Source organism: Saccharopolyspora sp. NPDC045941, assembly GCF_056431445.1.
Map to the genome: position 1 here is coordinate 1 of NZ_JBWKKU010000086.1, position 24,355 is coordinate 24,355.

A 24,355-nucleotide genomic window follows, 5' to 3' on the forward strand; every position below is an offset into this window, starting at 1 on the left:
CTTCGTGTGGACCAAGACCGCTGACGAGATCCTCGCCAGCCTCGCCCACTACTGCACCAGAATCAATAAAACTATTAACGACTCGGAACACTAGCAGCCGTGTTGCGACGCCCCCCTCGAATCCGCCATCGGTCGGGTGCGGGGGCGCGTTCTGCTGAGCGCCCGGCCTGTAGGATTGTTGCCGATGTCGCAAGAATCCCGGATCCGGAAAAACAATCGACTACGTTGACCACATGAACGACATCAAGAAAATCGAGCCGGTAAAATTGGGAAATGTGCTGCACCCGGTGGAGGATGTGGACGCGGCCGTGCAATTCTACGCCGCAACTTTCGGCCTGGCAACGAAATTCGTCGACGGCGACCGCTACGCCGCCCTCGACGCGGGCGGCACCACGCTCGCCCTCGCCGGCCCTTCGGAAGACGTCACCGGTGGCGCGCCCGCGGCGTCGTTCAAGGTGTCCGACGTCGCCGCAGCACTGGCCACACTGGTGGAAAGCGGCGGATCCGTTGTCCGGCAACCGGAGCGGGGCCCGCACGAGGTGCGAGCCGTCGCGCGCGACCCCTGGGGAAACACCTTCGTCGTGTACGGACCGCAGTAGCGGGCCACTCACTCAAGGCGCCCTCCAACACGAAACCGTCCTTTTCAGACAGTCACATCGGGTGCGCGGCCGGCCACGTCGGCCGTTTCGCCGAGAATGCGAGACACCCTCGCGGGGGATCGATCTCAGCCGCACGCACGAAGTCCAGAAATCCAGCCGCGGCTGGAGACAGGTCTTGACCGCAGCGGTACACCACACCGGTGATTCTCGTCGCATTCGGCGATTTCACGGGTACCACCACGAGATCATCCAGGCTGAAGCCTTGCAACTCCAACGCGGGCAACGCCGCCACACCCACGCCCGCCCGCAGGAGCCCGCCGATCGCCGCCACGCTCGGCGCGTTGAAATGCCGGCTCACCGGGATCGAGTGCTCGCCGAACACTGCGTCGGTCATCGCTCGGATGCTGGTCCCGGGCGGCGTCGCGACCACCATCTCGCCTCCGAAGTCCGACCACGAGAGGGAACCCTGCATCGACCAACGATGGCTGTGGTGCGCGACGCCGTAGAACTGTTCCCGCAGCAACGGTATGAAGCAAAAATCGTGCGGCAGGTCCCCGTTGGCGCTCAAGCCGAGTTCGGCAGTTCCCGCTCCGAGGTTCCCGAGCACCTCGGCGGCGTCCCCGTCCCTGATCTCAAACGTCACCTCGGGGTGGTCCGGCATGAAACCACGGATCATGTCCGGCAGCACCACAGCGGCCAGCGACGGAAGTGCCGCCAGGGCAACGGTTCCGGACTGGGCCGCCACGTAGGACATGAAACGTTGCAACTGCGTGTCGAGGTCGTCCAGGATCGTGCCCGTCATGAGCAGAAAGGCTTGGCCCGCTGCGGTGGTGTCGAGCTGCCGAGTGGTGCGATCGAACAACCGCACCCGCAGGAGACGCTCGACCTCCTTGATCCTCCTGCTGAGGACCGACTGGGAGATGTGTTCGACCGCGGCCGCTTTGGTGAAGCTTCCGGATGCAGCGACGGCCTGGACCGCTCGAAGCTGCTGCAGTGTCAAGTCAGGAATCGGCATGGCTCCACCTCCTGTCGCGCACGCTCGGATGGACGTGGCGGTGCCGGGGCCGACCGCGGCCCGGAGGGGGCACCGCCGCGGCCGGCCCGACCCTTCCCCTAGTTCGGCTTCGAACGCACGTGGTCCGCGATCGCAGCGTCGTCGTTCTCGCCGTACATGTCGTCGATCAGCGCCGCGAACGAGCTCACGACGGCCGTGCGCTTGATCTTGCCGTTCGCGGTCCGCTCGCCGCGCTCGACCTCCAGGGACCGCGGCAGCACACGAAAGTCCTTCAACTGCTCCACCCGAGCAAGGTCCGCGTTGACCCTGGCGACCTCTGCTCGCAGGCTTTCGGCGAGGGCCTCAGCAGACGGGGCGTCCGCGCTCGCGCTCGGCTCGAGCAGGACGGTGAGGTACTTGCGCGCATCGCCGACCACGATCGCCTCGTCGATCAGCAAGCTCTCCTTCAACCGGGTTTCGATGGGCTGAGGATTGATCGTCTTGCCGCCGCGGGTGATGATCACGTCCTTCTTCCGGCCGATGAGCCGGATGTCGCCGCGGGGTGCCCGCTCCATCAGGTCACCGGTGCGTAACCAGCCGTCCTGCAGAACAGCCTCGGTTTCCGCCGGGTTGCCCCAGTATCCGGTGAACAGCAAGGGCGCGCTGATCAGCATTTCGCCGTCGTCCGCGACTTTCACCTGGAAACGCGGGTCCGGGAACTCCCTGCCGATGAAGCCCGGACGAGGGAACGGCTGGTCGAAGTGCGCGATGGGACATCCCCCGGTCTCGGTGAGACCGTAGTTCTCGCGAAGATCGAGGCCCCAGATCTGCCAGATCGCGAGGACGCTCTCGGGCATCGCGGCGGATGCGGTGTAGGCGACGCGCATGCGATCCATACCGACGGTCGCCCGCAATGGCAGGAAGACCCCGCGGAGTGCCGCGGCGTAGGCGATCCGCAGCAGCGCCGACGGCCGGCGGTGGGACCAGCGGTTCTCGGCCACCCTGCGGCCGACCCACATGGCGGCGTCGTAGGCGCGGCGCCGGAACCAGGGCCAGGACTTGGTTCGTGCGATCAGTTCACCGGCGATCTTCTCGTAGAACCGTGGCGGCCAGAGCACTGACGTCGGCCGCACGGAGCGCAAAACCTCTTCGTAGACGTCCATGCGGCAGTAGGTGACCATCAGCTTGGTGAGCAGCGGGGCGAAGACCACCACCAGCGCCGGCGCCACGTGCGCCAGCGGCAGGAAGCCCACCACGTCGTATCGGCGGCGGGTGATGTCCGGGTACAACCCGGAGAAGGTCTGGACCGAATGTTGAAGGGTCCGGTGCGTGTGCGTGACGCCCTTTGGAGCTCCCGTGGACCCCGACGTGTAAAAGAGCACGGCGGCGTCGTCGAGGGATCCGGCGGCGACCAACTCGGACAGTCGATCCGGTTTGTCGCCGGCGTGCCACGCTCCTTCGTCGCGCAGCGCGTCCCACGTCATTCCTGTGACCGGCTCGGGTAGCGCCGGCGGAGCGTCGTCGATGCCGAGCACGAGTCGCAGAGACGGGGTGCGTGCGGCGACGTTCGCGACCTTGGCGAGCTCCGTCGCCGTCTCGCCGATGAACGCGACCGCCTCGCTGTGCGCGAGGAGTTGCTCGATCTCGGCGACCGAGTTGGTCGGGTACACGCCGATCACGACGCCGCCCACGCTCTGCACGGCCAGCGCGGCGAACACCCACTCCGGGCGAGCGCTGCACATCACCGCGACACGGTCACCGTGCTTGACCCCGTGCGCGACGAGTCCAAGCGCGAGATCACGGACATGATCCGCATAGGACCGCCAGGTGATCTCCTGCACGACCCCGTCACGCCAGTGACGCATCGCGACGGCGTCGGGTTCTCTACGCGCGCGATCGAGCAGCAACCCCGGAAAGGTCCGGGTCGGTTCGAAATTGGTCAGGTCCATGACACGGCCTCTCTTCCGGAGCTGACACGCCCCCGCGCGGTGATGTTCATGCAGCGCTCTCTCCGAGATGAAGGAAGTCACCTCGGTACCACATCACCGGCTCGTCGCTGCCTGCCCGCGCGTCGTGCACCCGGCCGATGAGGATCACGTGATCTCCGCCTGGTACGACCTGCTCGAGTTCGCACCGGATGACCGCCGCCGCATCGGGCAGGAGCGGATGCCCCTCTTCGTCGAACTCGAAGTTCCCCTCGGCGAACTTGTTCTCCCCCTTCGTCGCGAACCTGATCGCGAGGTCCGCGTGCGCGGGCGTCGCGATGTTCACGACGAACCGCTCAGCCGCCTGGAAGACGGGGAAACAGTTGGCTCGCCGGTCCAGGCACACCAGGATCAGTGGCGGGTCGAGCGACAGCGACGCGAACGAGCTCGCGGTGAACCCGTGCAGCGTGCCGGACTCACTTCGCGTCGTCACGATCGTCACGCCTGAAGGAAAGCGGCCCAGCACGGAACGGAAGGTGGCTGGGTCCAGCTCGTGCATTCGATCAGTCATTCCATGCCTCGCGAGCGGCTCGAGCGGCTGGGTCGGTGAATATCGTGCGCGCGTCAGCGGCCGTGACGCGCAACTGTTCCTCGGCAGGCAATCCGGCGATGTCCGCGCACAACGCCCGTTTGAGCGCCGCGAACACGGCCGGCGGTTTCGCCGCTGCCGTGCGCGCGTACGCCACAGCCGCCGTGAGCAGGTCGCCCTGCTCGTCCACGTGGTCGACGAGACCCAGGGTCTGCGCCTCGAACGCGTCGACAGGCTCGCCGCCCAGCAGGAGGCGCCGGGCCGCGCGATCGCCCAGGACGGCGCGCACCCGCGCGATTCCCTTCACCGCGGGCAGCATCCCGTGATTCACCTCGGGGAAGACGAACCGCGCCACGGCCGAGGCATACACGACATCGGCGAACAGCGCCATTTCGATGCCGCCACCGACGCACCAGCCGTTGACCGCGCACACCAGTGGCCGGGGAAAGTCTTCCAGCGCGCGCAACAGCGCGTGGAACGCCGTCATCCGCTCGACCATCGACTCGGCTTGGTAGCCGTTGGCCTCCTTGAGATCGCCGCCTGCGCAGAAGAAGCGCTCACCGGCTCCCGTGAGGACCACCGCGGGGGCGTCGGGCCGCCCGGCGAGAACTTCCAGTGTGGTCGTCAGCTCGCTGACGAGCGCGTTGCTCAGCGCGTTGGCCGGCGGGTGGTTCAGCGTCAGGACGATCACGCCATCCACCTCGGCCGACATTTGCACGGCGCCGAGCGCTGTGTGGCGTGAAGCTGCGGTCATGCTCTTCCCCCGGTCAGTTCGCCGGGGCGCCGACGGTGCGGGCGGAGGGAAAGTCGACAGCGCGCTTCTCGCGGAATGCCTGGCGTGCTTCGGCGTAGTCGGCGCCGAGGAAGTCGAGGATCTCCAGCGCAGCGGACAGCTCGTGCTGGGGCACCGCGTTGGTGAGCCAGGCGTTGAGCGCGCGTTTGGTGAACCGGATCGCCTGCTGGGAACCGCGTGCCAGCTGGGACGCGACCTCCAGGGCGCGCGGCAATACCTGCTCGCGCGGGACGGACAGGCTCACGAGCCCGATCCGCTCGGCCTCGCTACCGGTCAGCTTCTCTGAAGTGAGCACGTAGTACTTGGTCTTGGCCATACCCACCAGCAGCGGCCAGATCAGCGCCGCGTGGTCCCCGGCGGCCACCCCGACCCGGGTGTGGCCCTCGATCAGCACCGCGTCGTCCGCCGCGATGCTGATGTCGGCCAGCAGCGCGGTCGAGAGTCCGTAGCCCACCGCGGGGCCGTTGATCGCCGAGATGATCGGTTTCTCGATCCGCAGGACCGTCGAGACCCGCTGGCGTTCCGACTCCAGCATCGCCAGCGCCTGCTCGGACGTGGGGTCGGGCTGGGCGACGTCCATGCCCGTGCAGAAAGCCTTGCCGGCTCCGGTGATGACGACGACCTTGGTCTGTTCGTCGCGCTCGACGTCGGCCCAGATCCGATTCATCTCCTCGAACATCGGCAGGGTGAGCGAGTTGTACCGGTCGGGGCGGTTGAGCGTGATCAGCAGAACGCCGCCGTCGCGGCGCTCGATGAGGACATCGCCGGTGCCGTGGTTGTAGAGGTCGCTCATTGCACGGACTCCTTCTCGTTCAGGAGGTTCTGCTCGGTCTGGAACTTGCGCAGCGCCTGTTCGTGCGCGGGGCGCGCAGCCCGGATGTCGGCGAGCACGTCGTCGGCTGGGCGCACCACGTTGCGCGGGTGCTTGAAGCGCGGGATCACATATTTGCCGAACAGTTCGATCGAGCGCAGGAGCTGGTCGTGGGGCAGGCTGTCGACGCGCAGCACGAGTGCGTCGACACCCATGTCCACGTACCGCTGCACGTGCTCGATGCAGTGGTCCGGGTCGCCGACGAGGAAGCCTTGCGAGCGCTCGAACATGTACTCCTCGTCGTCGAAGTCGACGTCCTTGACCGCGCCCATGTACGCGTAGTCCTTCGACAGAGTGGAGAGCCGCTCGTAGGCACCGGTCGAGAGCTTGGCCATGTCGAACAAGGGCTTCGCCTGCTCACGCGCCAGCGCCGTCGTCTCCGCACAGTGCATGCCACCGCTGATCGTGACCATCTTGCGCGGCGTGATCGGGTACGGGTGGCTGGTGGCGGCCAGGGTCTCGTCGTAGAGCTTCAGCAGGTTCTCCACGAGGTCGAACCCGAGGTAGAACCCGCCCATGATGGCTCCGATGCCCAACTCGGCGGCGGTCTCGACCGAGCTCGGGCTGCCGGTTGCGGCGGAGATCGGTGGGTAGGGCCACTGCAGGGGCTTGGGCACCAGGCTGCGCGGCGGGATCTTGTAGTGCTCGCCCACGAATGAGAACGGGTCCTCGAGGAACGCGCGGCGGATCAGGTCGATGCCTTCGCGCCACTGCGCCTTGTTCTCGGCCGGGTCGACCTCGAACGCGCGCAACGCGAGCGTTGTGTTGCCACGTCCGGTACCCAGCTCGACTCGGCCGTGGGACAGGATGTCCTCGGTCGCGATGCGCTCCGCGACGCGCAGCGCGTGGTTCATCCGCGTCGGCAGCAGCGTCACCAGGTGGATGAAGCGGATCCGGTTCGTCAGAGCCATCAGGTACGGGTAGAGCACCTCCGGAGCGGACACCGTCGCGGTGCCGATCGCGACGTGCTGCTCGGAGCTGCCGAAGGCGTCGAAACCGACTCGCTCGGCGAGTAGCACCTCGTCGACCAGCTCCCGGTAGCGGTGCTCGTGCGTGAGCCCGACTGGGGTGTCCCCCTCGGTCATGAGGATGAAGTCCATGCCAGCCCTTCCATCGAATGTTACTGACGACTAACGTAGGACGTGGCTCGAAGCTGGTCAAGCGTCGATTGAGAGGCGCCAAGTGTTATCAGCTAGTAATTTGATCGGTCAGCGAGGACGCAACGTGGAACGAGGCCGCCCATGAGCGAACTGAGGATCGAGTGCCTGACCTCGCCCGAGATCGCGGACGCCATCGCGAGCGGCATGCGCACCGCTGTCCTGCCGTTGGGCGCCACGGAACAACACGGCGCGCACCTCCCGCTGTCGGTCGACAGCGAGCACGCCGATCGCCTAGGCGTCCTCGTCGCCGAGCGGCTCGGCGACGCGCTCGTGCTTCCGACGGTGCGGATCGGCTGCTCGGCGCACCACCTCGGTTTCGCCGGGACACTCTCCGTGCAGGCCGAGACCCTCGAAGCGATCTGTTTCGACTGCTGCGCGAGCCTCGCCGCGCACGGCTTCCAGCGTGTGCTGATCTTCTCCGCCCACATCGGCAACTACCCGTTGCTCGGCGAGATCGAGCCGAAGCTCGCGGCGCGGCTCCCCGACGGTCCCGACGTCATCGCCTTCGCGGACTCGGCCGCGATCCTCGACGTCTGGCGAGACGCGGCCGACCACGTCGCCGCCCTCGCCGAACAGGTCGGAGGTCACGCCGACGTCGCCGAAAGTTCGATCATGCTGGCAGTGCGGCCGGACCTCGTCCGCAGCGACCTGGCCGACGCGGGCTTCACCGGGACGATGGACGAGGACATGCTGGCCCAGGTGTTGACCGGCGGCGTCAAGGCCGTCGCCCCTAGCGGGGTTCTCGGTGACCCCCGGGGCATGTCGTCCAAGCTGGGGTTCGCCTGTCTCAACGCCGTGGCGGACCTGCTCTCGGGGTACGCCCAGTCACGTTATCGGCCCGTCACTTAAGCTGGACCTGTGTCGAGCTCATCCTCTCCTCGTACCGCTTCGCCGCGCGGCACCCGCCGGCAGGAGCTGATCAGGGTCGCTGGCGAACTGTTCCACGAACGCGCCTTCGATGCGGTCACCAACGAGATGATCGGTGCGCGAGCCGGGGTGTCCGGTCCCGCGCTCTACCGGCACTTTCCGAGCAAGCAGGCATTGCTCGTCGCCGTGCTCGAGGACCCGCTGAACGACCTGCTCGCCCACGCGCGCGAGATCGCGGCCAAGGTGACGGACCCGCGCAAGGCCCTCGAAGAGATGATCGACTACCACGTCACACGCAGTCTGCAGAACGTGCCGTCCACACTCGTCTTCCTGAAGAACGAGCACAACGTCCCCGAGGACGAACGCCATCGCATGCGGCGGTTGATGCGCCTCTACGCCGAGGAGTGGAGCGGCCTGGTCGAGCGGCTGCGGCCCGATCTGTCGGACGCGCAGACCCGCATCCTCACCCACGCCGTCTTCTCGATGATCAACTCGGTTCCGCAGTTCAACAGCGGACTGGATCCCGAGAGTGTCGGGAAAACCATCCAGACCGCGGCGATCAACGCGCTGCTCGTCCCGCCGGACGCGGTCTGACGCGACGCACTCATCGCCGTTTTCCTGGTCCGCCAGAGGAATCGGCGAGCACACACCGGCGACTCGTCGACCGATCGACAGTGACAGGGCGCGTTCCCGTTCCGCAGATTGTCCACAATAGATACATTGTGTCGCCGGCAATGCCGCTTCCGCATCCATCCGTGCGGAATTTGCAATAGTCCTTGCACGCCAACGCATTGCGCGTCCGCACGCGACGAGTCAGTGTCGATAGGTGCGAAGCGCGGCGAATGTTCGCGCACGCAGCTCGTGCCAATCCACGCGGTGTAGCACGCGATCGACGGCGCTGGTACCGGTGCGCCCCGACACCTGACGGAAATCCCCGCTGCCGACCACCGACCTGACAAGGGTGCCCCGGAAACCGCCCCGGCGGAAGCGTCCAGTGATGGGAACCACCCGCCTGTCGCGCTTGCTCGGGGATGACAAGGAGAGTCAATGACGACCGCACAGCATTCCGAGAAGGTGATCAGCTCGAGATCCGCCCGGCGCGCCTCGCTCGCGGGTGGCGTCGGGACGCTGATCGAGTACTACGATTTCAGCGTCTACGGGCTCCTGACGCTGACCATCGGACCGTTGTTCTTCCCCAGCCACAATCCGACGGTCTCGACGCTGTCCACGCTCGCGGTGTTCGCGTCGTCCTACCTCATCCGCCCGCTGGGCGGCTGGTTCTTCAGCCGCCTCGGTGATCGGCGGGGCCGACGGACCGCTCTCGTCGCGACGATCGTGTTGATGGGCGTCGCGTCCGGCGTGATCGGCCTGCTGCCCACCTACGGGCAGGTCGGAGTCGCCGCGACGATCGCCATCATCCTCGCGCGACTCGCCCAGGGACTCGCGGCCGGCGGTGAGATCGGCGGCGCGGCGACCTACATCGCCGAGCTGGCTCCGCCGGGCAAGCGGGGTTACTACGGGTCGACGATCTCCATCGGGTCCACGCTCGGGTTCGCGGTGGCCGCGGCCGTGGTCGGGGTGGTCCGGTTGCTGGTCCCGGCCGACCAGATGCCGGTGTGGGGCTGGCGGCTCCCGTTCCTGCTCTCGCTGCTGCTCACCGTCGTGTGCCTGTGGGCTCGCCTGCGGGTGGAGGAGTCGCCCCAGTTCCAGGAGCTCAAGGAGAAGGCCGTGATCGTGCGCGGCCCGATGCTGGCCGCGCTGCGGAGCCACCCGCTGTCAGTGGCCCGCGTCGCGGGCCTGGCCATCGCCTTCAACGGCACGGGCTACTTCGGCGTCGCCTACTTCGCGATCTTCCTGCAGCAGGAAGGGTTTTCCGCGACCGCTGTCGCCTGGACGTCGGCGCTGTCCATCGCGTTGGCCACCATGACCTACCCCTGGGCAGGCAGGTTGACGGATCGCTTCGACCGCAAGCCGATCCTGCTCGCGTCCTACCTCGCCTACGCCGTCATCGCCTGGCCGGTCTTCGCGCTGCTCATCGCCACGACCAGCCTATGGGTAGTCGGGGTCGTCTACCTGGTCTGCCTGTTCTTCAGCGGCTGGGCGCAGGTTCCGGCGTGGCCGCTGGCCACCGAAATGTTCCCGGCGAACGTGCGGTACTCGGGCATCGCGCTCGGGTACAACATCGGTGCGATCATCGGCGGCATCACGCCGCTGGTCGCTGCGGCCCTCGTGGCAGGAACCGGAAGCAGGACGAGCCCCGTCTACTGGATCGTCGCAGTGGCGCTGGTCGGCGTGATCACCGTGGTGCGGCTGCCGAAGACCGCATCGAAGCCGCTACCCAGCTGACCGCACGGCCGGGCCGGCCTCCGGCCCGGCCGTCGTGGCCGGCTACGCGAACGCATGGCCCATGCGGTCTCGTTTGGTGCGCAGGTACCTCAGGTTCTGCGGGGTCTCGACGGCCGGCAGCGCGACCCGTTCCACGATCTCGAGCGCGTCCCCGTCCAGATCGTCGTACTTCGCGGGGTTGTTGGTGATCAGGCGCAGTCTGCGGACTCCCAGGTGAGCAAGGATCTGGGCCCCCGCACCATAACTGCGGGAATCGACGGGAAGCCCCTGCGCGGTGTTCGCGTCGACGGTGTCCAGACCGAGCTCCTGCAAGGCGTAGGCGCGGATCTTGTGAGCCAGTCCGATGCCGCGCCCTTCGTGCCCTCGCAGGTAGACGATGACACCACAGCCCTCCTCAGCCACGGCACGCATCGATTGCTCGAGCTGCGTTCCGCAGTCACAGCGCAACGAGCCGAGGATGTCGCCCGTGAGGCACTCGCTGTGCACGCGGGCCAGGACGCCCCGCTCGGAGCGCGTGGCCGCTGCGATGTCGCCCATGACGAGAGCCAGGTGCTCGGCACCGTCCACATGCCACCGGTACGCGATCGCCTCGAAGTCGCCGAAGACGGTCGGCATCGTCGAGTTCGCCACGGGTTCGACGAGCTCTTCCGTGGCGCGCCGGTAGCGGATCAGGTCGGCGATCGCGAGCACCGGCAGGTCGTGGTGCTGCGCGAACGCGGTCAGCGCCGCACCACGCAGCATCTCGCCGTCGTCACCGATCAGCTCACTGATGATGCCGACTGGCCGGCGACCGGCAAACCGCAGCAGATCGACAGTGGCCTCGGTGTGCCCGGCACGGACCAGGACGCCGCCCTCGCGCGCCCTCAACGGAAAGATGTGACCCGGGCGGCGGAGCACATCAGGCGTCGTGGCCGGGTCCGCCAGTACACGGCACGTCTGCGCCCGCGCGGTCGCCGAGACACCGGTACCGGTGTCCACGTGGTCCACGGTCACGGTGAACGCCGTGCCGTGCGCGTCCTGGTTGTCGGCCACCATCGGCGGAAGCCCGAGCATGTCGGCCCGCTCGGAGGTCATCGGCGTGCAGACGATGCCGGTCGTGTGCGCGACGAGAAAGGCCATTTGCTCAGGCGTCACGCTCTCGGCAGCCAGAATCAGGTCGCCCTCGTTCTCGCGGTCGTGGTCGTCCACGACCACGACCATGCGCCCCGCGGCCAGCGCGTCCACTGCGGCCCGCACGCTCTCCGCCGAGGTCGCCGCACGGTTCCTCAGTCCTGTCGCGGTGGTCATGCCGAATCTCCCTGTTCCCGAATCACCCAGCTACGTTACTTACGGATAACACTTTCAGGGCTCACTCGAAGCCTTGACGTCATGATTGCCACGACCTACGTTACTCATCAATAACATTTAAGGGAAGGGTGGACATGGACTTCTTCCTCATGACCGGCAACCCGGCCCGTGGAGGCGTGCGATGACTCCCGACGTGGACTCCTTGTCCTTCGAGCCGCTGACCCCGACCTCGTACCTGGATCGAGCCGCAGCGGCGCACGGAGACCGGGTCGCGGTGGTGGATGGGCCGTCCCAGTGGACCTACGCGGAGCTGCACGACCGGTGCCAGCGGCTCGCGGGCGCACTCGCGCCGCTGGCCGGAGATCGTCCAGTGGCGGTGCTGGCACCGAACACCCACGTGGCGCTGGAGGCGCACTACGGGGTGCCGTGGACAGGAGTGCCACTGGTCGCGGTGAACACCCGGCTGGCCGCGGACGAGGTCGCCTACATCCTGGCGCACTCCCGCGCCGCCGTGCTGATCCACGACCCGTCGTTCGACGCGCTGGCGGATGAGGTGCTCGCCCGGATGGACGCCCCGCCACGCCGGATCCGGTCGGGACAGGAGTACGAGGACCTGCTGGCCGCGGCGCAGCCGCTGCACCGGACCCCGGCCGACGAGCGGTCGCTGCTGTCGATCAACTACACGTCGGGGACCACTGGCCGCCCGAAGGGTGTGATGTACCACCACCGAGGCGCGTTCCTGCAGGCCTTGGCGATGGTGGGGCATACCGGGTTGACGCCGTCGAGTGTGCACCTGTGGACGCTGCCGATGTTCCACTGCAACGGATGGACGTTCCCGTGGGCGGTGACCGCAGCGGCCGCTACGCACACCTGTCTCTCCAAAGTAGACCCTGCGGAGATCTGGCGGCTGCTGCGAGAGGAGGGCGTCACGCACCTCAACGGGGCACCGACCGTGCTGTCGATGATCGCGTACGCCCGCGAGGCCGAGCCGCTTGAGCACACGGTGCGGATCGCCACCGGTGGTGCGCCGCCGTCGCCGTCGATTCTGCGGCGAACGACGGAGCTGGGGTTCGATGTCACGCACCTGTACGGACTGACCGAGACCTACGGACCCGCCATGCTGTGCGACTGGCGCCCGGAATGGAACGACCGTGACGCCGAAGCGCGGGCGCGGCTCAAGGCTCGCCAGGGCGTCGGGAACATGATCGCCTGCGTCCCGCGGGTCATCGCGGAGGACGGTACGGACGTCCCGGCGGACGGGATCACCACAGGGCAGATCGCGTTGCGCGGCAACAACCTCATGCTCGGCTACCTCGACGACCCGGAGGCCACCCTGGCGGCGGTGCCGGACGGCTGGTTCCGGACCGGGGACATCGGCGTCGTGCACCCCGACGGGTACGTGGAGCTGCGCGACCGCTCGAAGGACGTGATCATCTCCGGTGGAGAGAACATCGCGTCGATCGAGGTGGAGCAGGCGATCATGGACCATCCGGCGGTGCTGGAGGTCGCGGTGATTGCGGTGCCGGACGAGCGCTGGGGCGAGGTCCCCGCCGCCTACGTGACGCTGCACGACGGGGCCACCGCTACTGAGGCGGAGCTCATCGAGCACGTGAAGGGCAGGCTGGCCCGGTTCAAGGCGCCGAAAACGGTCGTGTTCGCCGAGCTGCCGAAGACCTCCACCGGGAAGATCCAGAAGTTCGTGTTGCGGGACAGGGCCTGGACCGGGAGCGAAAAACGCATCAGGTGAACGAGGAAACGCGGGGGCGGCACGATCGTGAACTGGTCCGAGTTGGACCGGTTAAGTAAGAGTTTAGGCCGCGAGGGCTTGGGCCCGGTATTGCACCGGGCTCAGGCCCTCGCAGTGTGTGTGGCTTCGTGTGGTGTTGAACCAGACGATGTAGTTGTCCAGGGCGGTGGTGAACGCTTCGACGCTGAGGGCACACCGAAACCACCCACGCGGGTGAACAGCGGCGCCTCCCACTGCGCCACCTCATTTCGATCGAGCGAAACCGATCCTTTCGGGACGATCACCCGAGATCCACAACCAGCCACGAAAAAACCCGCTGACCTGCACTTATGTGCCGATCAGCGGACCTTCTCCATGGTCGGGCTGACAGGATTTGAACCTGCGCCCCCTTGACCCCCAGACATGTCCACAAAAGACACTGACCACCGAGAACCGAGAACCGAGAACCCGCAGGATAAACCGGTGCAGCTCACTGCCGTTCGGCGCGATACGACGCGGCCCAAGCCAACACAGTCCTCCCACTTTCCTCCCACCGCCAGCGTCAAAACAACCTGGTTTGGCGGTACCCGGCCGAGAGACAGGGGCGAACGACCACACCGGGACCGGGACCTTGATGGCTCCGATCTCCGTCTTGCCTGGGGTGATGCAGCACATGGTCGGCGACCTCGCCGGCTGCGCAACGCTGGCGACGGGGTCGAACGACCCGCGACTGTGGTCGGAGCGATTCGGTGATCGAAGCTGCGGGCCGCAGCTTCACGCACTACGTGAGGGGGCTGCGCAGCCATCCGTTGCGTTCAGCGCATCGTCGGGCGGTGGCGAGGACGCTCGCGATGGCCGGCGACGGATCGTTCGCGGGCCACAGCACCGAGAGTTCTGCCGCGATCGTCGGATCGACGACGTCGCGAAGAGTGACGCTGGTGCTGGCCTTCGCGGCGTACTCGGCGAACGATGCAGGGGCCAGGCCGACCTCGCGTCCGCTGGAGAGCCGGGCGAGCATGGCGTTCACCGGAGGAGCTTCGAATGCGCAAATCTCGGGTGAGAAGCCCGCTTCGTGACATGCGGCGACGATGCCGTCGTAGTACGTCGGGGCGAGGCTGCGGGGGAACAACAGCAGCGTCTCGTCGCGGAGGGCTGTCACCGGGATCGCCGGTGCGGCAGCGAGGCGGTGGCGAGTGCTCAGGAGCGCGGAAACGGGCTCTTCGCGGAGGATCTCGCCACCTACCCCGTCGATGGGCTGTGGTGAGAGGGCGAGACCGATGTCCAGGTCGCCGGCGCAGATCCGTTCGGGAACCTCGGAGCTGAAGACCTCTCGAGGTTCGATCGTGAAGTCGGGGTGGTCTTCCTGGAGCGCATCCAGGAGCACCGTGACCGTGTTGAAGTTCGCGACCGGGGTATAGCCCAGCCGAATCGTGGTCGCGATCCCTGCCCCGGCCAGCCGGGTGAGTTGCACGGCTTGCTCGAGCGCGGTCAGCGCTTTCGGTGCCTCTCGAACCAGCGTCCGGCCTGCGGCGGTGAGCTGCACCCGACGGCTCGAACGCACGAACAGCGGAGTTCCGAGGGTCTCCTCGAGCTTGCGGATCTGATGGCTCAAGGACGGCTGGGAGATGTAGAGACGCGTGGCTGCGCGGCCGAAGTGGAGTTCTTCGGCTACGGCGACGAAGTAGCGGAGGACGCGGGGGCTGATATCGATAGACGAATCCTATCGGCCCGCAGCCGAACAAGTCTTGGACGACCGCCGGATGGCCGCCGTACGGTCGTTTTCAGGCCACGGAAGACGTTCCAACCTGCCCCGTCGAACCTGGTCGAAGCCGGTCTCAGTTCGCGTGACCGGCGTCCGGCCGGCCAGTCCGGGCTCGGCCAGTTCGTCTATCGGATGGCGCCACCCGAACAGGTCTGACTCGCACCATCGAACGTTCAACCCAACACTCAGAAGGAACATCGTGACGCGCACCGCGAAGTCCGGGCTCGAAGCACTGCTCACCCCCGAGGAGAGCGTCCTGGTGCTCATCGACCACCAGCCCTTCCAGTTCACCAACCTCAACAGCCACGAATCGACCATGGTCGTCAACAACGTCGTCGGCCTGGCCAAGGCCGCGAAGGTGTTCGACGTCCCTACGGTGCTGACCACGGTGATCGAAGAACGTGGCGGCTACCTCATCAAGGCCCTCCAGGACGTCTTCCCGGACCAGAAGCCGATCAACCGCACGTTCATCAACACCTGGGAAGACCGTCGCGTGGTCGACGTCGTGGAGAAGACGGGGCGCAAGAAGCTGATCATCGCCGGGCTGTGGACGGAGGTCTGCGTGGCCATGCCCGCCATCCAGGCGCTGGGTGAGGGGTACGACGTCTTCGTCGTCACGGACGCCAGCGGCGCGGTCAGCGCCGAGGCGCACGACATGGCGGTGCGTCGCATGGAGCAGGCCGGCGTGGTACCCATCACCTGGATGGCCGTGGTCAGCGAATGGCAGCGCGACTGGGCTCGCGAGTCGACGACCGGCGCGCTCGCGCAGGTTCTCTTCGACCACGGTGGCGGTAGCGGGATCGCGCTCACCTGGGAGCTGCAGCTGCTGGCCACACCCACCACCGATGGTGCTGGTGCGTAGCGCTGCCGGTTGCTGAGCAGGAGGCGGGTCTGGCGCGCACGCCGTGTGCCGGACTCGCCTCCTGGTGTTTCAACGAGCGGTCGGCGAGTCCGATAGCCCCTGATCGCGTTCAGAAGAGCCGACGCAGCGCCAGACCCTGTTCCGATCACACCGTGTCCAATTGCAGCAAGCGGCCAGCGTTGGATTGGTCAGCACCGAAAAGGGAAGATCATGGGATACATCACCGTTGGACATGAGAACAGCACGCCGGTCGAGCTGTACTACGAGGACCAGGGGTCGGGTCAACCGGTCGTCCTCATCCACGGCTACCCGCTGAACGGGCACAGCTGGGAACCTCAGACGCGCGAGCTCCTCGCGTCCGGGTACCGGGTCATCACTTACGACCGTCGCGGATTCGGGCAGTCGTCGAAGGTCGGCGCCGGTTATGACTACGACACGTTCGCCGCAGATTTGAACACGGTCCTGGGGGCCTTGGACCTGCGCGATGTGGTGCTGGTCGGCTTCTCGATGGGCACGGGGGAACTCGCCCGGTACGTGGCACGCTTCGGGCATGAGCGAGTAGCGAAACTCGCGTTCCTCGCCTCGCTCGAACCGTTCCTCGTCGCCCGCGACGACAACCCCGAGGGGGTTCCGCAGGAGGTGTTCGACGGCATCTCCGCGGCCGCGAAGTGAAAAGGGCCGCTTCGACGTCCTCGTCGAGGACGCCCACGCCGGGTTCTCCATGTACAAGGACCTCGGGGAGGTATCGGCGCGACAGCGCATCTTCTACCACACCGTGGTCTTCGATGCGTTCGAAGGTCGCGGTCTCGCCAGCATCCTTACTCGCACCGCTCTGAACACCAGCGTCCAGGAGGGACGTCGCATCGTGGTTCAACGTGTGTTCCAAGCACAAGGTCAAGCGCTGCTGAATAGCTGAAGTGATCGGCGGTGGGTGCAGAACTTCTGCTCCACGTTTGCCCCACAACGGCAGATGGCCTGCCCGCGAAGCTCAAGACGGCGTACCACCCGACCCGCTGCCGATGCGAAACACCCGATTCGCGGATATCGGTAGAACCGGGCAGTCGGTATACCGAAACGACATGCCGCTTCGAGCGAGATGAAAACGGCCGGGACGGGCAGGGGGCGATGATGATCAGTGCGTCCGGTAGAGGATTGTTCCGCTCGGTGGTAGCTCTGCTCGTCGTGACCCAGATTGCCACGGTCGCCACTGCGTCCGCTTCGGTGGCCGATTCGGTGTCGGCAGGCGAGTTCGTCCACGTCTACGACCCGTTGGTCGGCGAGGCCGAGCAGTGGTACTACAACGACCACACGATGATCCGGGAGGCGGCCACCGGTGTGTGGCACGTGTATGCCATCACCCACGCCGAACCGGCCAATCCCCTGGACGAGAAGCAGTTCGGGCACGCCACGGCCCCCTCGCCGCGAGGCCCCTGGACGAAGCAGCCGTTCGCGTTGACCGCGGACCCGGCCGCCGGCGAAAGCCACATCTGGGCCCCGCACGTGGTCTTCGCCAACGGCGTCTATCACATGTTCTACACAGCGGGCACCCCCGACCACACGGCCTACCGCATCCACCTCGCGACCTCCACCGACCTGCGGACCTGGACCCGCAGCGCGGCCAACCCGCTGTTCACCGACGGATTCGACGCCAGAGACCCCATGGTCACCAGGATCGGCTACCTGTGGGTCATGTACTACACCGCGACCAGCGCTCCTACCGGCGGAAACCACCAGGTGGCCTACCGGACCAGCCTGGACCTGGTGCACTGGAGCGAGAAGCGGGTCGCATTCGAGCACCCGGCCTCGGGCACCTTCGGAGGTCCCACCGAATCCCCATTCGTCGTGCGACGCCCGGACGGCTGGTACCTGTTCGTATGCTGCGACCCCGGCTACAAAGACACCCGGGTCTACTCCAGCACGAACCCATTCCACTTCTCAGTGGACAGTCCGGCCGGTCACATCAACGCCCACGCCTCCGAGATCATCACCGAACCCGACGGAAACACCTCGATCACCAGCGCCGGCTGGGGAGAACGCGGGCTTCACCTCGCACCCGTGCAATGGCCGAACCCCTGACCTGGCCGCACCAGGACTTCACCACAGCCACGTGCCCCTCCTCTTCCAAGGCCGTCCGCGCAGGACGCCCCCTTCTCCCGTCGCCACCGTCCGAGTCTGGGGCGGCACGGTCGCGCCGAGGTGAACGATGGCTGCGAAGGAGATGGAGGAGCCGACGGTGTCCTGGACACTGGTGGTCAGTCCTGCGGAGCGGGCCATGTCGCGGTGGCGGTGTCCGCGGGTGAGGCTGGAGCGCAACCCACTGCCTGGGTCGCCGATCTTCGATGTGCTGATCAAGGAACTCCATTAGCGAACGGTTTCTACGCCGCCAAGGAGCACGGCCAGCTCACCGCAGGCGCCCCGGAAGGCGTTGCGATCGGCGAGGTGGCGGGCCAGCGACCGCTCACGAATCCTTTGGTGTGGCCCAAGGTCATCGGCACGCCTTCGTTGATGATCAGCGTGGCGGTCTGGCCAGGGCTCTTGGCGTCGTTGGGGATGATCTGGCTGGTGTGACCGCTTCCGGCGCTGACCAGCACGAGCGTTTCGGGGTGGCTCCTGACGAAGTCGGTCGCCGCCTTGGCCGCCTCGTCGAGGCCGCCGGTCTCACTGATCTGACCGCACGGGTTGGTGGCGTGCTCCTGCTTGTCGCTTCTCGCGCCCACAACCTGGAGAAGTGCCCCTTGCCGCCCTGCCGCTTGTTGAGCAGGTGACCGCTGACGCACAGGTCCGAAGAACACCTCGAGGAGCTGGTCCACATAGGCGGCCGCGAACACATTCGACCCGAGATGAACCGCGCGATCGGGGCGGGGAGCAACGCCGTTCTGCTGGTGGTCAAAGCCGGACCGCACCGGCGCTTTGTCGAGTTGTCGTCCGTTGGTTTCAGGAGATGTCGCCGTGGAAGACGTGTTCCGGGTGCGGGTGGCTGAGGAAGTCGTGGTGCGAGATCTCCCAGCCGTACGCTCCGGCGTCCAGATCGGCGCAGTCCACCCCGATCCCGCCACCGACGTTGAGCACCTCGCACCGCATCCCGAACTCGCGTTCCCACCTCGACACCGTGCGCTGGTAGTGCCGCAAGAGTTCCAGATGTGCGGGCGCGGACAGGTAGTTGGACAGCGAGTGCAGGCGGAAGCCGGCCGAGTTTCGCCAGTTGGTCAGTCATGAGAGTCCCCCGGTGCTGATCGAGGTGCGCGCGCAGCGCCCGAGCAGCCAGGCCGCGCTCTTCGCCGAGCACGAAGGTTCGAACGCCGGCGGATTCCTACTGCTCGTGGTCCTCGCGCAGTGCTGACGGCCACACGGGATTCAGCGAGCATTCGCGCCCCAGAGACGTAGCCGTTGCCTCACGAGTCTCCGACTCCAGAACTGGCCGGAGTCCGGCTCGCAGTGATCCACGAAACCGGGGCGGCCAAGGGCCGCGAGGCCAGGTGCGGCCGGCAGTTCCCCGACACCGACGTGCTCGTGTTCGGCCACAGCCACATCCCGTGGGACACCACGACGCCCGGCGGCCTTCGCTTGCTCAACCCGGGCTCGCTCACCGACCGCCGCAGCCAACCTCACTGCACGTACCAAACGGCCGAAATCTCCGGCGGCCGCCTCCACGACGTCGAACTCCACCGCCTTTCGCCCCGAACCACGACCCGCCAGTAGCGCCGGGCGCAAGACCAGCCCGATCTACTCCTCGCCCTCGATCCTCGACTTCTCGGCAGGACCTTCTCGACGCGACCCACAGTCAACGAGAGCTCCAGTGCTTCGGTAGGCCGCACGGATCTTCTCCTGCAACTGCGCGCGCAACGAGACAGGAGCCCGCTCCACACCACATGCGCGAGCCAGTCGCGCCTTGAGTTCCTTCGTGATCCCGCATGCGGCGCAGCATGATTCGCGGCACGGGCGGTCGTACTCGGCACCGCGCAACGGCATACCTATGTTCGTTTCCTCCCCGTTGCGAGCTCTCCAGGACATACCTCACCCCCTCGTCGATCAGCTCTGGCTCCTCACGGATCGGCCCCGGACAGGAGGCGCCAGCGTTCGTTCGCGCGCCGCTGCTCGCAGTTCGGGTCAGCCGATGCGCGGGGTGAGATCGGCGAGCAACGCCGCCTTCGGCTTGGCACCCATCACGCGGGTGACCTCCACGCAGTTGCGGAACACAATCGTCGTGGGCACGCCCATGATCTGGTAGCGCATCGCCAGCCGCGGGTTCTCGTCGATGTTCACCTTGCCGACCTTGAACTTCTCCGCGTTCTCCCCGGCGATCTCCTCCAGGATCGGCGCGAGCATCCGGCACGGGCCGCACCAGGTCGCCCAGAAGTTGACCACGGTCGGCTTGTCCCCCGCCAGCTCCGCGTCCAAGGTGGCGTCAGTGACTTTCACGGTGTTGGTCATCAAGAGTTCCGTTCTCCTCGCATCGCAACGGCTGGCCCCACCGATCACCGGCGGTCGCGTCCAAGACTGCAGAGTTCGCGGAGCACGCGGCAACTTTCGTTGCCATTTCAGGGAAATGCGAGGTGGAATGCGGAGCGTGGCACAACCACCCGCTATTCACCGCGTGCTGGCCTAGGCCCGTCCGCGGCTCACCCACCTTCGCACGAGCGGCGCGGGCCGGGGGGAGAGAACTCAAGAAGGATGGCCACCGTCTTCCTCTCTTGACCACGCCCGGTACCGGCTGTGCAGCTTCTGTCATGCCCGTGCTTTTGATCTCGTCCTTGCGCACGGCGAGTTGGCCGGTGATGGCCACGCCGAGGAGGCGGAGGGTCCCGAGACACGGCATCCCTGAGTCCGGGGGGCCGCGAGCCCAGTTAGGAAACCATGGTTTACTAACTGGCGTGGCCCGGCCTCGCGAACATACTGACGACGAACTCCTGGACAGGGTGGCGCGCGCCTTGAACGCGCGCGGCGAAGCGCACTGGACCCTGGCCGATGTCGCAGTTCAAGCCGGTGTTCGTCCCCCGACCCTCATCAAGCGCTTCGGATCGAAGAAGGGCCTGATGCTCGGCCTGGGCCGCCGATGGGCTCAGAGCACCCCCACAGTCCAGACTGGGGATGATCCGCAGGCTGAACTGCTCGCCTGGGCATGCCGGTCCTACTCGCCGGACGGGATCCGGAACCGGGCGGTTGCACACATGGCAATGCTCATGAGCGACCTGGCGGACGACGACCTCAGTGCTGTGCTGCGGTTGGGATGGGAACGCCAACTGGCTTACGTCTCAAGCCTGATAGACGGCATCAAAACCGCAGGACATCTCCCGGGTTCCCCTGATCCCGACATCGCTGCCAGTCTGCTGATCGACATCCTCAACGGCGGCTTCCTGCGGGCCGCGGCATACCCCAGCCCCGAATCCGCCTTCGACCCCACTCACACCCTGACAACACTTCTGGAAAGCTGGACATGACCAAGTCACGAACCTGGCACGGCAGGGTCTTCATCGCCACCAGCCTGGACGGCTACATCGCCCGCCCCGACGGGGACATCGAATGGTTGACCAACCCTCCCGAAGGCATTGATCACGCCGACGCAATCACTGGCCCGGACGCACCTCCCGGGTACGACGCATTCATGGCCTCGGTGGATCACATCGTCATGGGCAGAGGAACCTACGAGAAGGTCCTCACCTTCGGCTTCTGGCCCTACCCGGACCATCACGTCCTCGTACTCAGCAAGACCCTGACCACCGGCGACGACCGGATCTCCCTGGTCCGCACGGTCGAGGAGACGATCCAAACGCTCAACGCAAACAACGCAAAGGCCGCGTACATCGATGGCGGGCAAGTCGTCCAAGAGTTCTTCCGGCACGACCTGATCGACGAACTCACCATCACCCGCGCTCCCGTGCTGCTCGGAGCAGGCAAACCACTCTTCGGCACGCTGCCCCACGACGTATTGCTACGCCACCGCGGCACCTCCACATCCGAGTCCGGTATGACCCATAGCACCTACCAGGTCGTCAAACACTGATGGCTCGACATCGAGAACGGGATTCCCCCATTCGTTCGTCCAGCAGTCAGTCACTGCCGGTGGAGGAGCAATGCTTGAGACCTGTGGATCGGCCGGTGAAGGGCGTACCTTCCCGGTGATCGAGTAACTGGTCTCAAGCAAGCCGGACGTTGGCGCGTCGGTTGGGAAGGCACGCCCATGCTCACCGTAGTCCCCGGCCCTGCATCCGACGATGACCACTCGGTCGCGGGTGAGGCATCGTTGATCGATCAGATCGTCCGCGAGGGCGCGCGCCGGATGTTGGCTGAAGCCCTGCGCGCTGAAGTTGATGCCTACGTCGCCGCGTTCGCCGACGAGCGTGACGACGGCGGCCACCGCCTGGTCGTGCGCAACGGCTACCACCAGCCTCGGGAGGTGCTGACCAGCGCGGGTGCGGAGGAGGTGACCGCGCCGCGGGTCAACGACAAGCGCGTCGATCCCGACACCGGCGAGCGCAAGCGGTTCGCCTCGGCGATCCTGCCGGCCTGGGCCCGCAAGACCCCGAAGATCACCGAGGTGTTGCTGCCCCTGCTGTACTTGCACGGCCTGTCCAGCGGTGACTTCGTGCCCGCACTGGGCCAGTTCCTGGGCAGCGCGAAGGGCCTGTCCGGTCCGGTGATCACGAAGCTGACCGAGCAGTGGAAGGCCGAGCAACGCGCGTTCGCCGAACGGGATCTGTCCGGTGTGGACTATGTGTATCTGTGGGCGGACGGCATCCACGTCAACATCCGCTTGGAGGAGCACAAACTCTGCCTATTGGTGATGATCGGCGTGCGCGCCGATGGCCGCAAGGAGCTCGTCGCGCTGGCCGACGGCTACCGGGAGTCGACCGAGTCCTGGGCGGATCTGCTGCGCGACTGCCGCCGGCGGGGCATGGTCGCACCGACGCTGGCCGTCGGTGACGGGGCACTCGGGTTCTGGGGCGCGTTACGGGAGGTCTTCCCGATGACACGGGAGCAGCGGTGCTGGTTTCACAAGATCGCCAATGTGCTGGCCGCCCTGCCGAAGTCTGCGCATCCGGCAGCGAAGAAGGCGCTGGCGGAGATCTGGAACGCCGAGGACCGTCGGCACGCCCGGGACGCGGTGAGAGCCTTCGAAGCCGCCTACGGCGCGAAATTCCCCAAGGCCGTCGCGAAGATCACCGACGATATCGACGAGTTGCTGGCGTTCTACGACTATCCGGCCGAGCACTGGATCCTCCTGCGCACGACCAACCCGATCGAGTCCACCTTCGCCACCGTGCGGCACCGCACGAAGGTGACCAAGGGACCCGGCTCGCGCACGGCTGGGTTGGCGATGGCGTTCAAGCTGATCGAGTCGGCCCAGGCCCGGTGGCGCGCGGTCAACGCCCCCCATCTGGTCGCGCTCCTGCGCGCCGGAACCCGCTTCGAACGCGGTCTGCTGGTCCAGCGCGATGAGGACACCGCCGCATGACGCCTTGCGAGCAACACCCCTGCTGTTCCTCGACGTCGACGGCACGCTGCTGCCCTTTGGCGCCAACACCCACCGCCAGCCACCCGCTCAGCATTTCCGGTCACTCAGGACGCAGAACTCGTTGCCCTCCGGGTCGAAGAGGGTCACCCAGTGCTGCCCGTCCTTCACGGTGTCGACGCGCCGGGCACCGAGGGAGAGCAGCCGGGCAACCTCGGCCTCCTGGTCGTCAGGGCGGAAGTCGGGGTGGAGCCGGTTTTTCGACATCTTGCCCTCGGGGACAGGCACGAAGAGCAGGCCGGGCATCCGGTCCGGCTCAGGCCGGATCTCGATGATCTCCTCGGATTCGTCGACCACTACCCAGCCGAGAGCCTCGGCCCACCAACGCCCGAGAGCGACGGGGTCGGCGGAGTCGACGATGATCTGTTCCCATTCCAGTGCCATGGACCGGATCCTAGGCAGACCGGCTGTCGCCTCAGGCACCGGCTACATGAGACATCACACCTAATTAGAACGGTGCCCAGTCGCGTCGCGACGCTCCCGTACGCAGGGTCTGGACTCTCTTCTCAACCTCGGCCGCGGCGCGCGAATCTGTCCCCGCGTTCTGAGACAGCCACGTGACCACCAGGAGCTCGCGAACCCTCCGCAGAACCAAGTATCCGGGCCACTTGCGACGCGCTCATCATGCGCACCGGGGCCGGCAGCAAGGTCCGCAAGCCCGCCAGGCCCGGTGTGTGGTGGCCGCGCGGTTCCGGGCCCGCTGGCGCGGTGAACGCGCCTCACCTGGTCGCGCCGGGGGCGAGGACGAGGTGGATGCCCCTGTTGAAGTGGCGGCCGAGGAACGTCGGGTTGACCATGTGGTCGAACCAGGCTGTGTACTCCTCACCCGCCCCCTCCCGCACGGCCTTCGCCGAGTCCGGCTGCGTTTCCACACGACACGCACGGCTCAGCCCGCATGTGATCACCCGAAATCAGCAATCCGCATTCTGCTTGCAGCCCTCTGTGACTGCCGTATGAAATGATCAATAAATCCTGAGCTGCTGTCGGCGGCGCAGCCACCGTGTCTTCTTCGAGTTTCAGCAGACCTCGAAGTCGATCACACGGTTGCCACGCTCACGATCACA

The 24,355-nt window shown here is 66.6% G+C and carries 26 protein-coding genes and 2 pseudogenes; 14 read left to right on the forward strand and 14 right to left on the reverse strand.

The genetic code is table 11. The features are described 5' to 3' along the window. The first annotated feature begins 233 nt into the window (after nucleotides 1-233). The gene (locus AC07FN_RS40925; RefSeq protein WP_478400515.1) at nucleotides 234-599 is read left to right on the forward strand and encodes a VOC family protein; all 366 of its coding nucleotides are present in this window, start codon (nucleotides 234-236) and stop codon (nucleotides 597-599) included. Between the two features lie 52 nt (nucleotides 600-651). Here the strand turns inward: AC07FN_RS40925 and AC07FN_RS40930 are convergent, their stop codons facing one another. The 6 genes from AC07FN_RS40930 to AC07FN_RS40955 form a co-directional block, all read right to left on the reverse strand. Next, nucleotides 652-1,614, reverse strand: coding sequence for a LysR family transcriptional regulator (locus tag AC07FN_RS40930; protein WP_478400516.1), 963 nt, complete (start codon nucleotides 1,612-1,614; stop codon nucleotides 652-654). A 98-nt stretch (nucleotides 1,615-1,712) separates the two neighbouring features. Further along, nucleotides 1,713-3,542 (reverse strand): AMP-dependent synthetase/ligase, encoded by a 1,830-nt coding sequence (locus AC07FN_RS40935; protein ID WP_478400517.1) that lies wholly within the window; start codon nucleotides 3,540-3,542, stop codon nucleotides 1,713-1,715. A gap of 46 nt (nucleotides 3,543-3,588) precedes the next feature. Further along, nucleotides 3,589-4,089, reverse strand: coding sequence for a flavin reductase family protein (locus tag AC07FN_RS40940; RefSeq protein ID WP_358573163.1), 501 nt, complete (start codon nucleotides 4,087-4,089; stop codon nucleotides 3,589-3,591). After that, nucleotides 4,082-4,861 (reverse strand): enoyl-CoA hydratase/isomerase family protein, encoded by a 780-nt coding sequence (locus AC07FN_RS40945; protein WP_478400518.1) that lies wholly within the window; start codon nucleotides 4,859-4,861, stop codon nucleotides 4,082-4,084. Before AC07FN_RS40945 ends, AC07FN_RS40940 begins: the two co-directional genes overlap by 8 nt. Before the next feature lie 13 nt (nucleotides 4,862-4,874). Then, nucleotides 4,875-5,693 carry an enoyl-CoA hydratase/isomerase family protein gene (locus AC07FN_RS40950; protein ID WP_132494144.1) on the reverse strand — a complete coding sequence of 273 codons (819 nt, stop codon included), beginning with the start codon at nucleotides 5,691-5,693 and terminating at the stop codon, nucleotides 4,875-4,877. Next, the gene (locus AC07FN_RS40955) at nucleotides 5,690-6,871 is read right to left on the reverse strand and encodes an LLM class flavin-dependent oxidoreductase (protein ID WP_358497316.1); all 1,182 of its coding nucleotides are present in this window, start codon (nucleotides 6,869-6,871) and stop codon (nucleotides 5,690-5,692) included. The genes AC07FN_RS40950 and AC07FN_RS40955 overlap by 4 nt, the downstream gene beginning before the upstream one ends. Before the next feature lie 141 nt (nucleotides 6,872-7,012). Here AC07FN_RS40955 and AC07FN_RS40960 point away from each other — a divergent pair, with 141 nt between their 5' ends. From AC07FN_RS40960 to AC07FN_RS40970, 3 genes are all read left to right on the forward strand, one after another. After that, the gene (locus AC07FN_RS40960) at nucleotides 7,013-7,780 is read left to right on the forward strand and encodes a creatininase family protein (RefSeq protein ID WP_132494146.1); all 768 of its coding nucleotides are present in this window, start codon (nucleotides 7,013-7,015) and stop codon (nucleotides 7,778-7,780) included. A 9-nt stretch (nucleotides 7,781-7,789) separates the two neighbouring features. Continuing rightward, nucleotides 7,790-8,392 carry a TetR/AcrR family transcriptional regulator gene (locus AC07FN_RS40965; protein ID WP_207954850.1) on the forward strand — a complete coding sequence of 201 codons (603 nt, stop codon included), beginning with the start codon at nucleotides 7,790-7,792 and terminating at the stop codon, nucleotides 8,390-8,392. 453 nt (nucleotides 8,393-8,845) lie between these two features. Next, nucleotides 8,846-10,144 carry an MFS transporter gene (locus AC07FN_RS40970; RefSeq protein ID WP_478400519.1) on the forward strand — a complete coding sequence of 433 codons (1,299 nt, stop codon included), beginning with the start codon at nucleotides 8,846-8,848 and terminating at the stop codon, nucleotides 10,142-10,144. Nucleotides 10,145-10,186: 42 nt separating this feature from the next. Here the strand turns inward: AC07FN_RS40970 and AC07FN_RS40975 are convergent, their stop codons facing one another. After that, nucleotides 10,187-11,431, reverse strand: coding sequence for a bifunctional 3,4-dihydroxy-2-butanone-4-phosphate synthase/GTP cyclohydrolase II (locus AC07FN_RS40975; RefSeq protein WP_478400520.1), 1,245 nt, complete (start codon nucleotides 11,429-11,431; stop codon nucleotides 10,187-10,189). 181 nt (nucleotides 11,432-11,612) lie between these two features. Between AC07FN_RS40975 and AC07FN_RS40980 the strand changes: the two genes are divergently transcribed. Continuing rightward, nucleotides 11,613-13,178, forward strand: coding sequence for an AMP-binding protein (locus AC07FN_RS40980; RefSeq protein ID WP_478400521.1), 1,566 nt, complete (start codon nucleotides 11,613-11,615; stop codon nucleotides 13,176-13,178). A gap of 63 nt (nucleotides 13,179-13,241) precedes the next feature. Here the strand turns inward: AC07FN_RS40980 and AC07FN_RS40985 are convergent, their stop codons facing one another. Together AC07FN_RS40985 and AC07FN_RS40990 are read right to left on the reverse strand one after the other, a co-directional pair. Further along, nucleotides 13,242-13,412, reverse strand: a complete 171-nt coding sequence (locus AC07FN_RS40985) for an IS3 family transposase (protein WP_478400522.1) — start codon at nucleotides 13,410-13,412, stop codon at nucleotides 13,242-13,244. A gap of 526 nt (nucleotides 13,413-13,938) precedes the next feature. Then, nucleotides 13,939-14,868 carry a LysR substrate-binding domain-containing protein gene (locus AC07FN_RS40990; protein WP_478400543.1) on the reverse strand — a complete coding sequence of 310 codons (930 nt, stop codon included), beginning with the start codon at nucleotides 14,866-14,868 and terminating at the stop codon, nucleotides 13,939-13,941. A 250-nt stretch (nucleotides 14,869-15,118) separates the two neighbouring features. Between AC07FN_RS40990 and AC07FN_RS40995 the strand changes: the two genes are divergently transcribed. The 5 genes and pseudogenes from AC07FN_RS40995 to AC07FN_RS41015 all read left to right on the forward strand — a co-directional run bounded on the left by AC07FN_RS40995 (nucleotide 15,119) and on the right by AC07FN_RS41015 (nucleotide 18,146). Then, entirely contained in the window at nucleotides 15,119-15,781 is a 663-nt protein-coding gene (locus AC07FN_RS40995; protein ID WP_478400523.1) for a hydrolase, read from the forward strand. Nucleotides 15,782-15,991: 210 nt separating this feature from the next. Further along, nucleotides 15,992-16,453 carry an alpha/beta fold hydrolase gene (locus AC07FN_RS41000; RefSeq protein ID WP_478400524.1) on the forward strand — a complete coding sequence of 154 codons (462 nt, stop codon included), beginning with the start codon at nucleotides 15,992-15,994 and terminating at the stop codon, nucleotides 16,451-16,453. Nucleotides 16,454-16,472: 19 nt separating this feature from the next. Continuing rightward, a pseudogene (locus tag AC07FN_RS41005) lies at nucleotides 16,473-16,697 on the forward strand (N-acetyltransferase); the annotation flags it as partial. Between the two features lie 266 nt (nucleotides 16,698-16,963). Further along, a complete protein-coding gene (locus AC07FN_RS41010; RefSeq protein ID WP_478400525.1) occupies nucleotides 16,964-17,857 on the forward strand; it encodes a glycoside hydrolase family protein in 894 nt (297 codons plus the stop codon). Nucleotides 17,858-17,984: 127 nt separating this feature from the next. After that, on the forward strand, nucleotides 17,985-18,146 hold the full coding sequence (locus tag AC07FN_RS41015; protein WP_478400526.1) for a hypothetical protein: 162 nt from the start codon (nucleotides 17,985-17,987) through the stop codon (nucleotides 18,144-18,146). A 10-nt stretch (nucleotides 18,147-18,156) separates the two neighbouring features. Here the strand turns inward: AC07FN_RS41015 and AC07FN_RS41020 are convergent, their stop codons facing one another. Continuing rightward, nucleotides 18,157-18,684: an alkaline phosphatase gene (locus AC07FN_RS41020; RefSeq protein WP_478400527.1), complete on the reverse strand. Its 528-nt coding sequence runs from the start codon at nucleotides 18,682-18,684 to the stop codon at nucleotides 18,157-18,159. Nucleotides 18,685-18,715: 31 nt separating this feature from the next. Beyond that, entirely contained in the window at nucleotides 18,716-18,889 is a 174-nt protein-coding gene (locus AC07FN_RS41025; protein ID WP_478400528.1) for a hypothetical protein, read from the reverse strand. Between the two features lie 303 nt (nucleotides 18,890-19,192). Here AC07FN_RS41025 and AC07FN_RS41030 point away from each other — a divergent pair. Then, nucleotides 19,193-19,480, forward strand: a pseudogene (locus AC07FN_RS41030) (metallophosphoesterase family protein); the annotation flags it as partial. Nucleotides 19,481-19,888: 408 nt separating this feature from the next. Here the strand turns inward: AC07FN_RS41030 and trxA are convergent. After that, nucleotides 19,889-20,212, reverse strand: coding sequence for a thioredoxin (trxA, locus tag AC07FN_RS41035; protein ID WP_478400529.1), 324 nt, complete (start codon nucleotides 20,210-20,212; stop codon nucleotides 19,889-19,891). A gap of 440 nt (nucleotides 20,213-20,652) precedes the next feature. Between trxA and AC07FN_RS41040 the strand changes: the two genes are divergently transcribed. The 3 genes from AC07FN_RS41040 to AC07FN_RS41050 all read left to right on the forward strand — a co-directional run bounded on the left by AC07FN_RS41040 (nucleotide 20,653) and on the right by AC07FN_RS41050 (nucleotide 23,234). Then, nucleotides 20,653-21,219, forward strand: coding sequence for a TetR/AcrR family transcriptional regulator (locus AC07FN_RS41040; protein WP_478400530.1), 567 nt, complete (start codon nucleotides 20,653-20,655; stop codon nucleotides 21,217-21,219). After that, nucleotides 21,216-21,782, forward strand: coding sequence for a dihydrofolate reductase family protein (locus tag AC07FN_RS41045; RefSeq protein ID WP_478400531.1), 567 nt, complete (start codon nucleotides 21,216-21,218; stop codon nucleotides 21,780-21,782). The genes AC07FN_RS41040 and AC07FN_RS41045 overlap by 4 nt, the downstream gene beginning before the upstream one ends. Nucleotides 21,783-21,959: 177 nt before the next feature. Continuing rightward, nucleotides 21,960-23,234 (forward strand): IS256 family transposase, encoded by a 1,275-nt coding sequence (locus AC07FN_RS41050; protein ID WP_478400532.1) that lies wholly within the window; start codon nucleotides 21,960-21,962, stop codon nucleotides 23,232-23,234. 87 nt (nucleotides 23,235-23,321) lie between these two features. Here the strand turns inward: AC07FN_RS41050 and AC07FN_RS41055 are convergent, their stop codons facing one another. Together AC07FN_RS41055 and AC07FN_RS41060 are read right to left on the reverse strand one after the other, a co-directional pair. Further along, nucleotides 23,322-23,675, reverse strand: coding sequence for a VOC family protein (locus AC07FN_RS41055; RefSeq protein ID WP_478400533.1), 354 nt, complete (start codon nucleotides 23,673-23,675; stop codon nucleotides 23,322-23,324). A 335-nt stretch (nucleotides 23,676-24,010) separates the two neighbouring features. After that, entirely contained in the window at nucleotides 24,011-24,163 is a 153-nt protein-coding gene (locus tag AC07FN_RS41060; protein WP_478400534.1) for a hypothetical protein, read from the reverse strand. Nucleotides 24,164-24,355 lie beyond the last annotated feature (192 nt).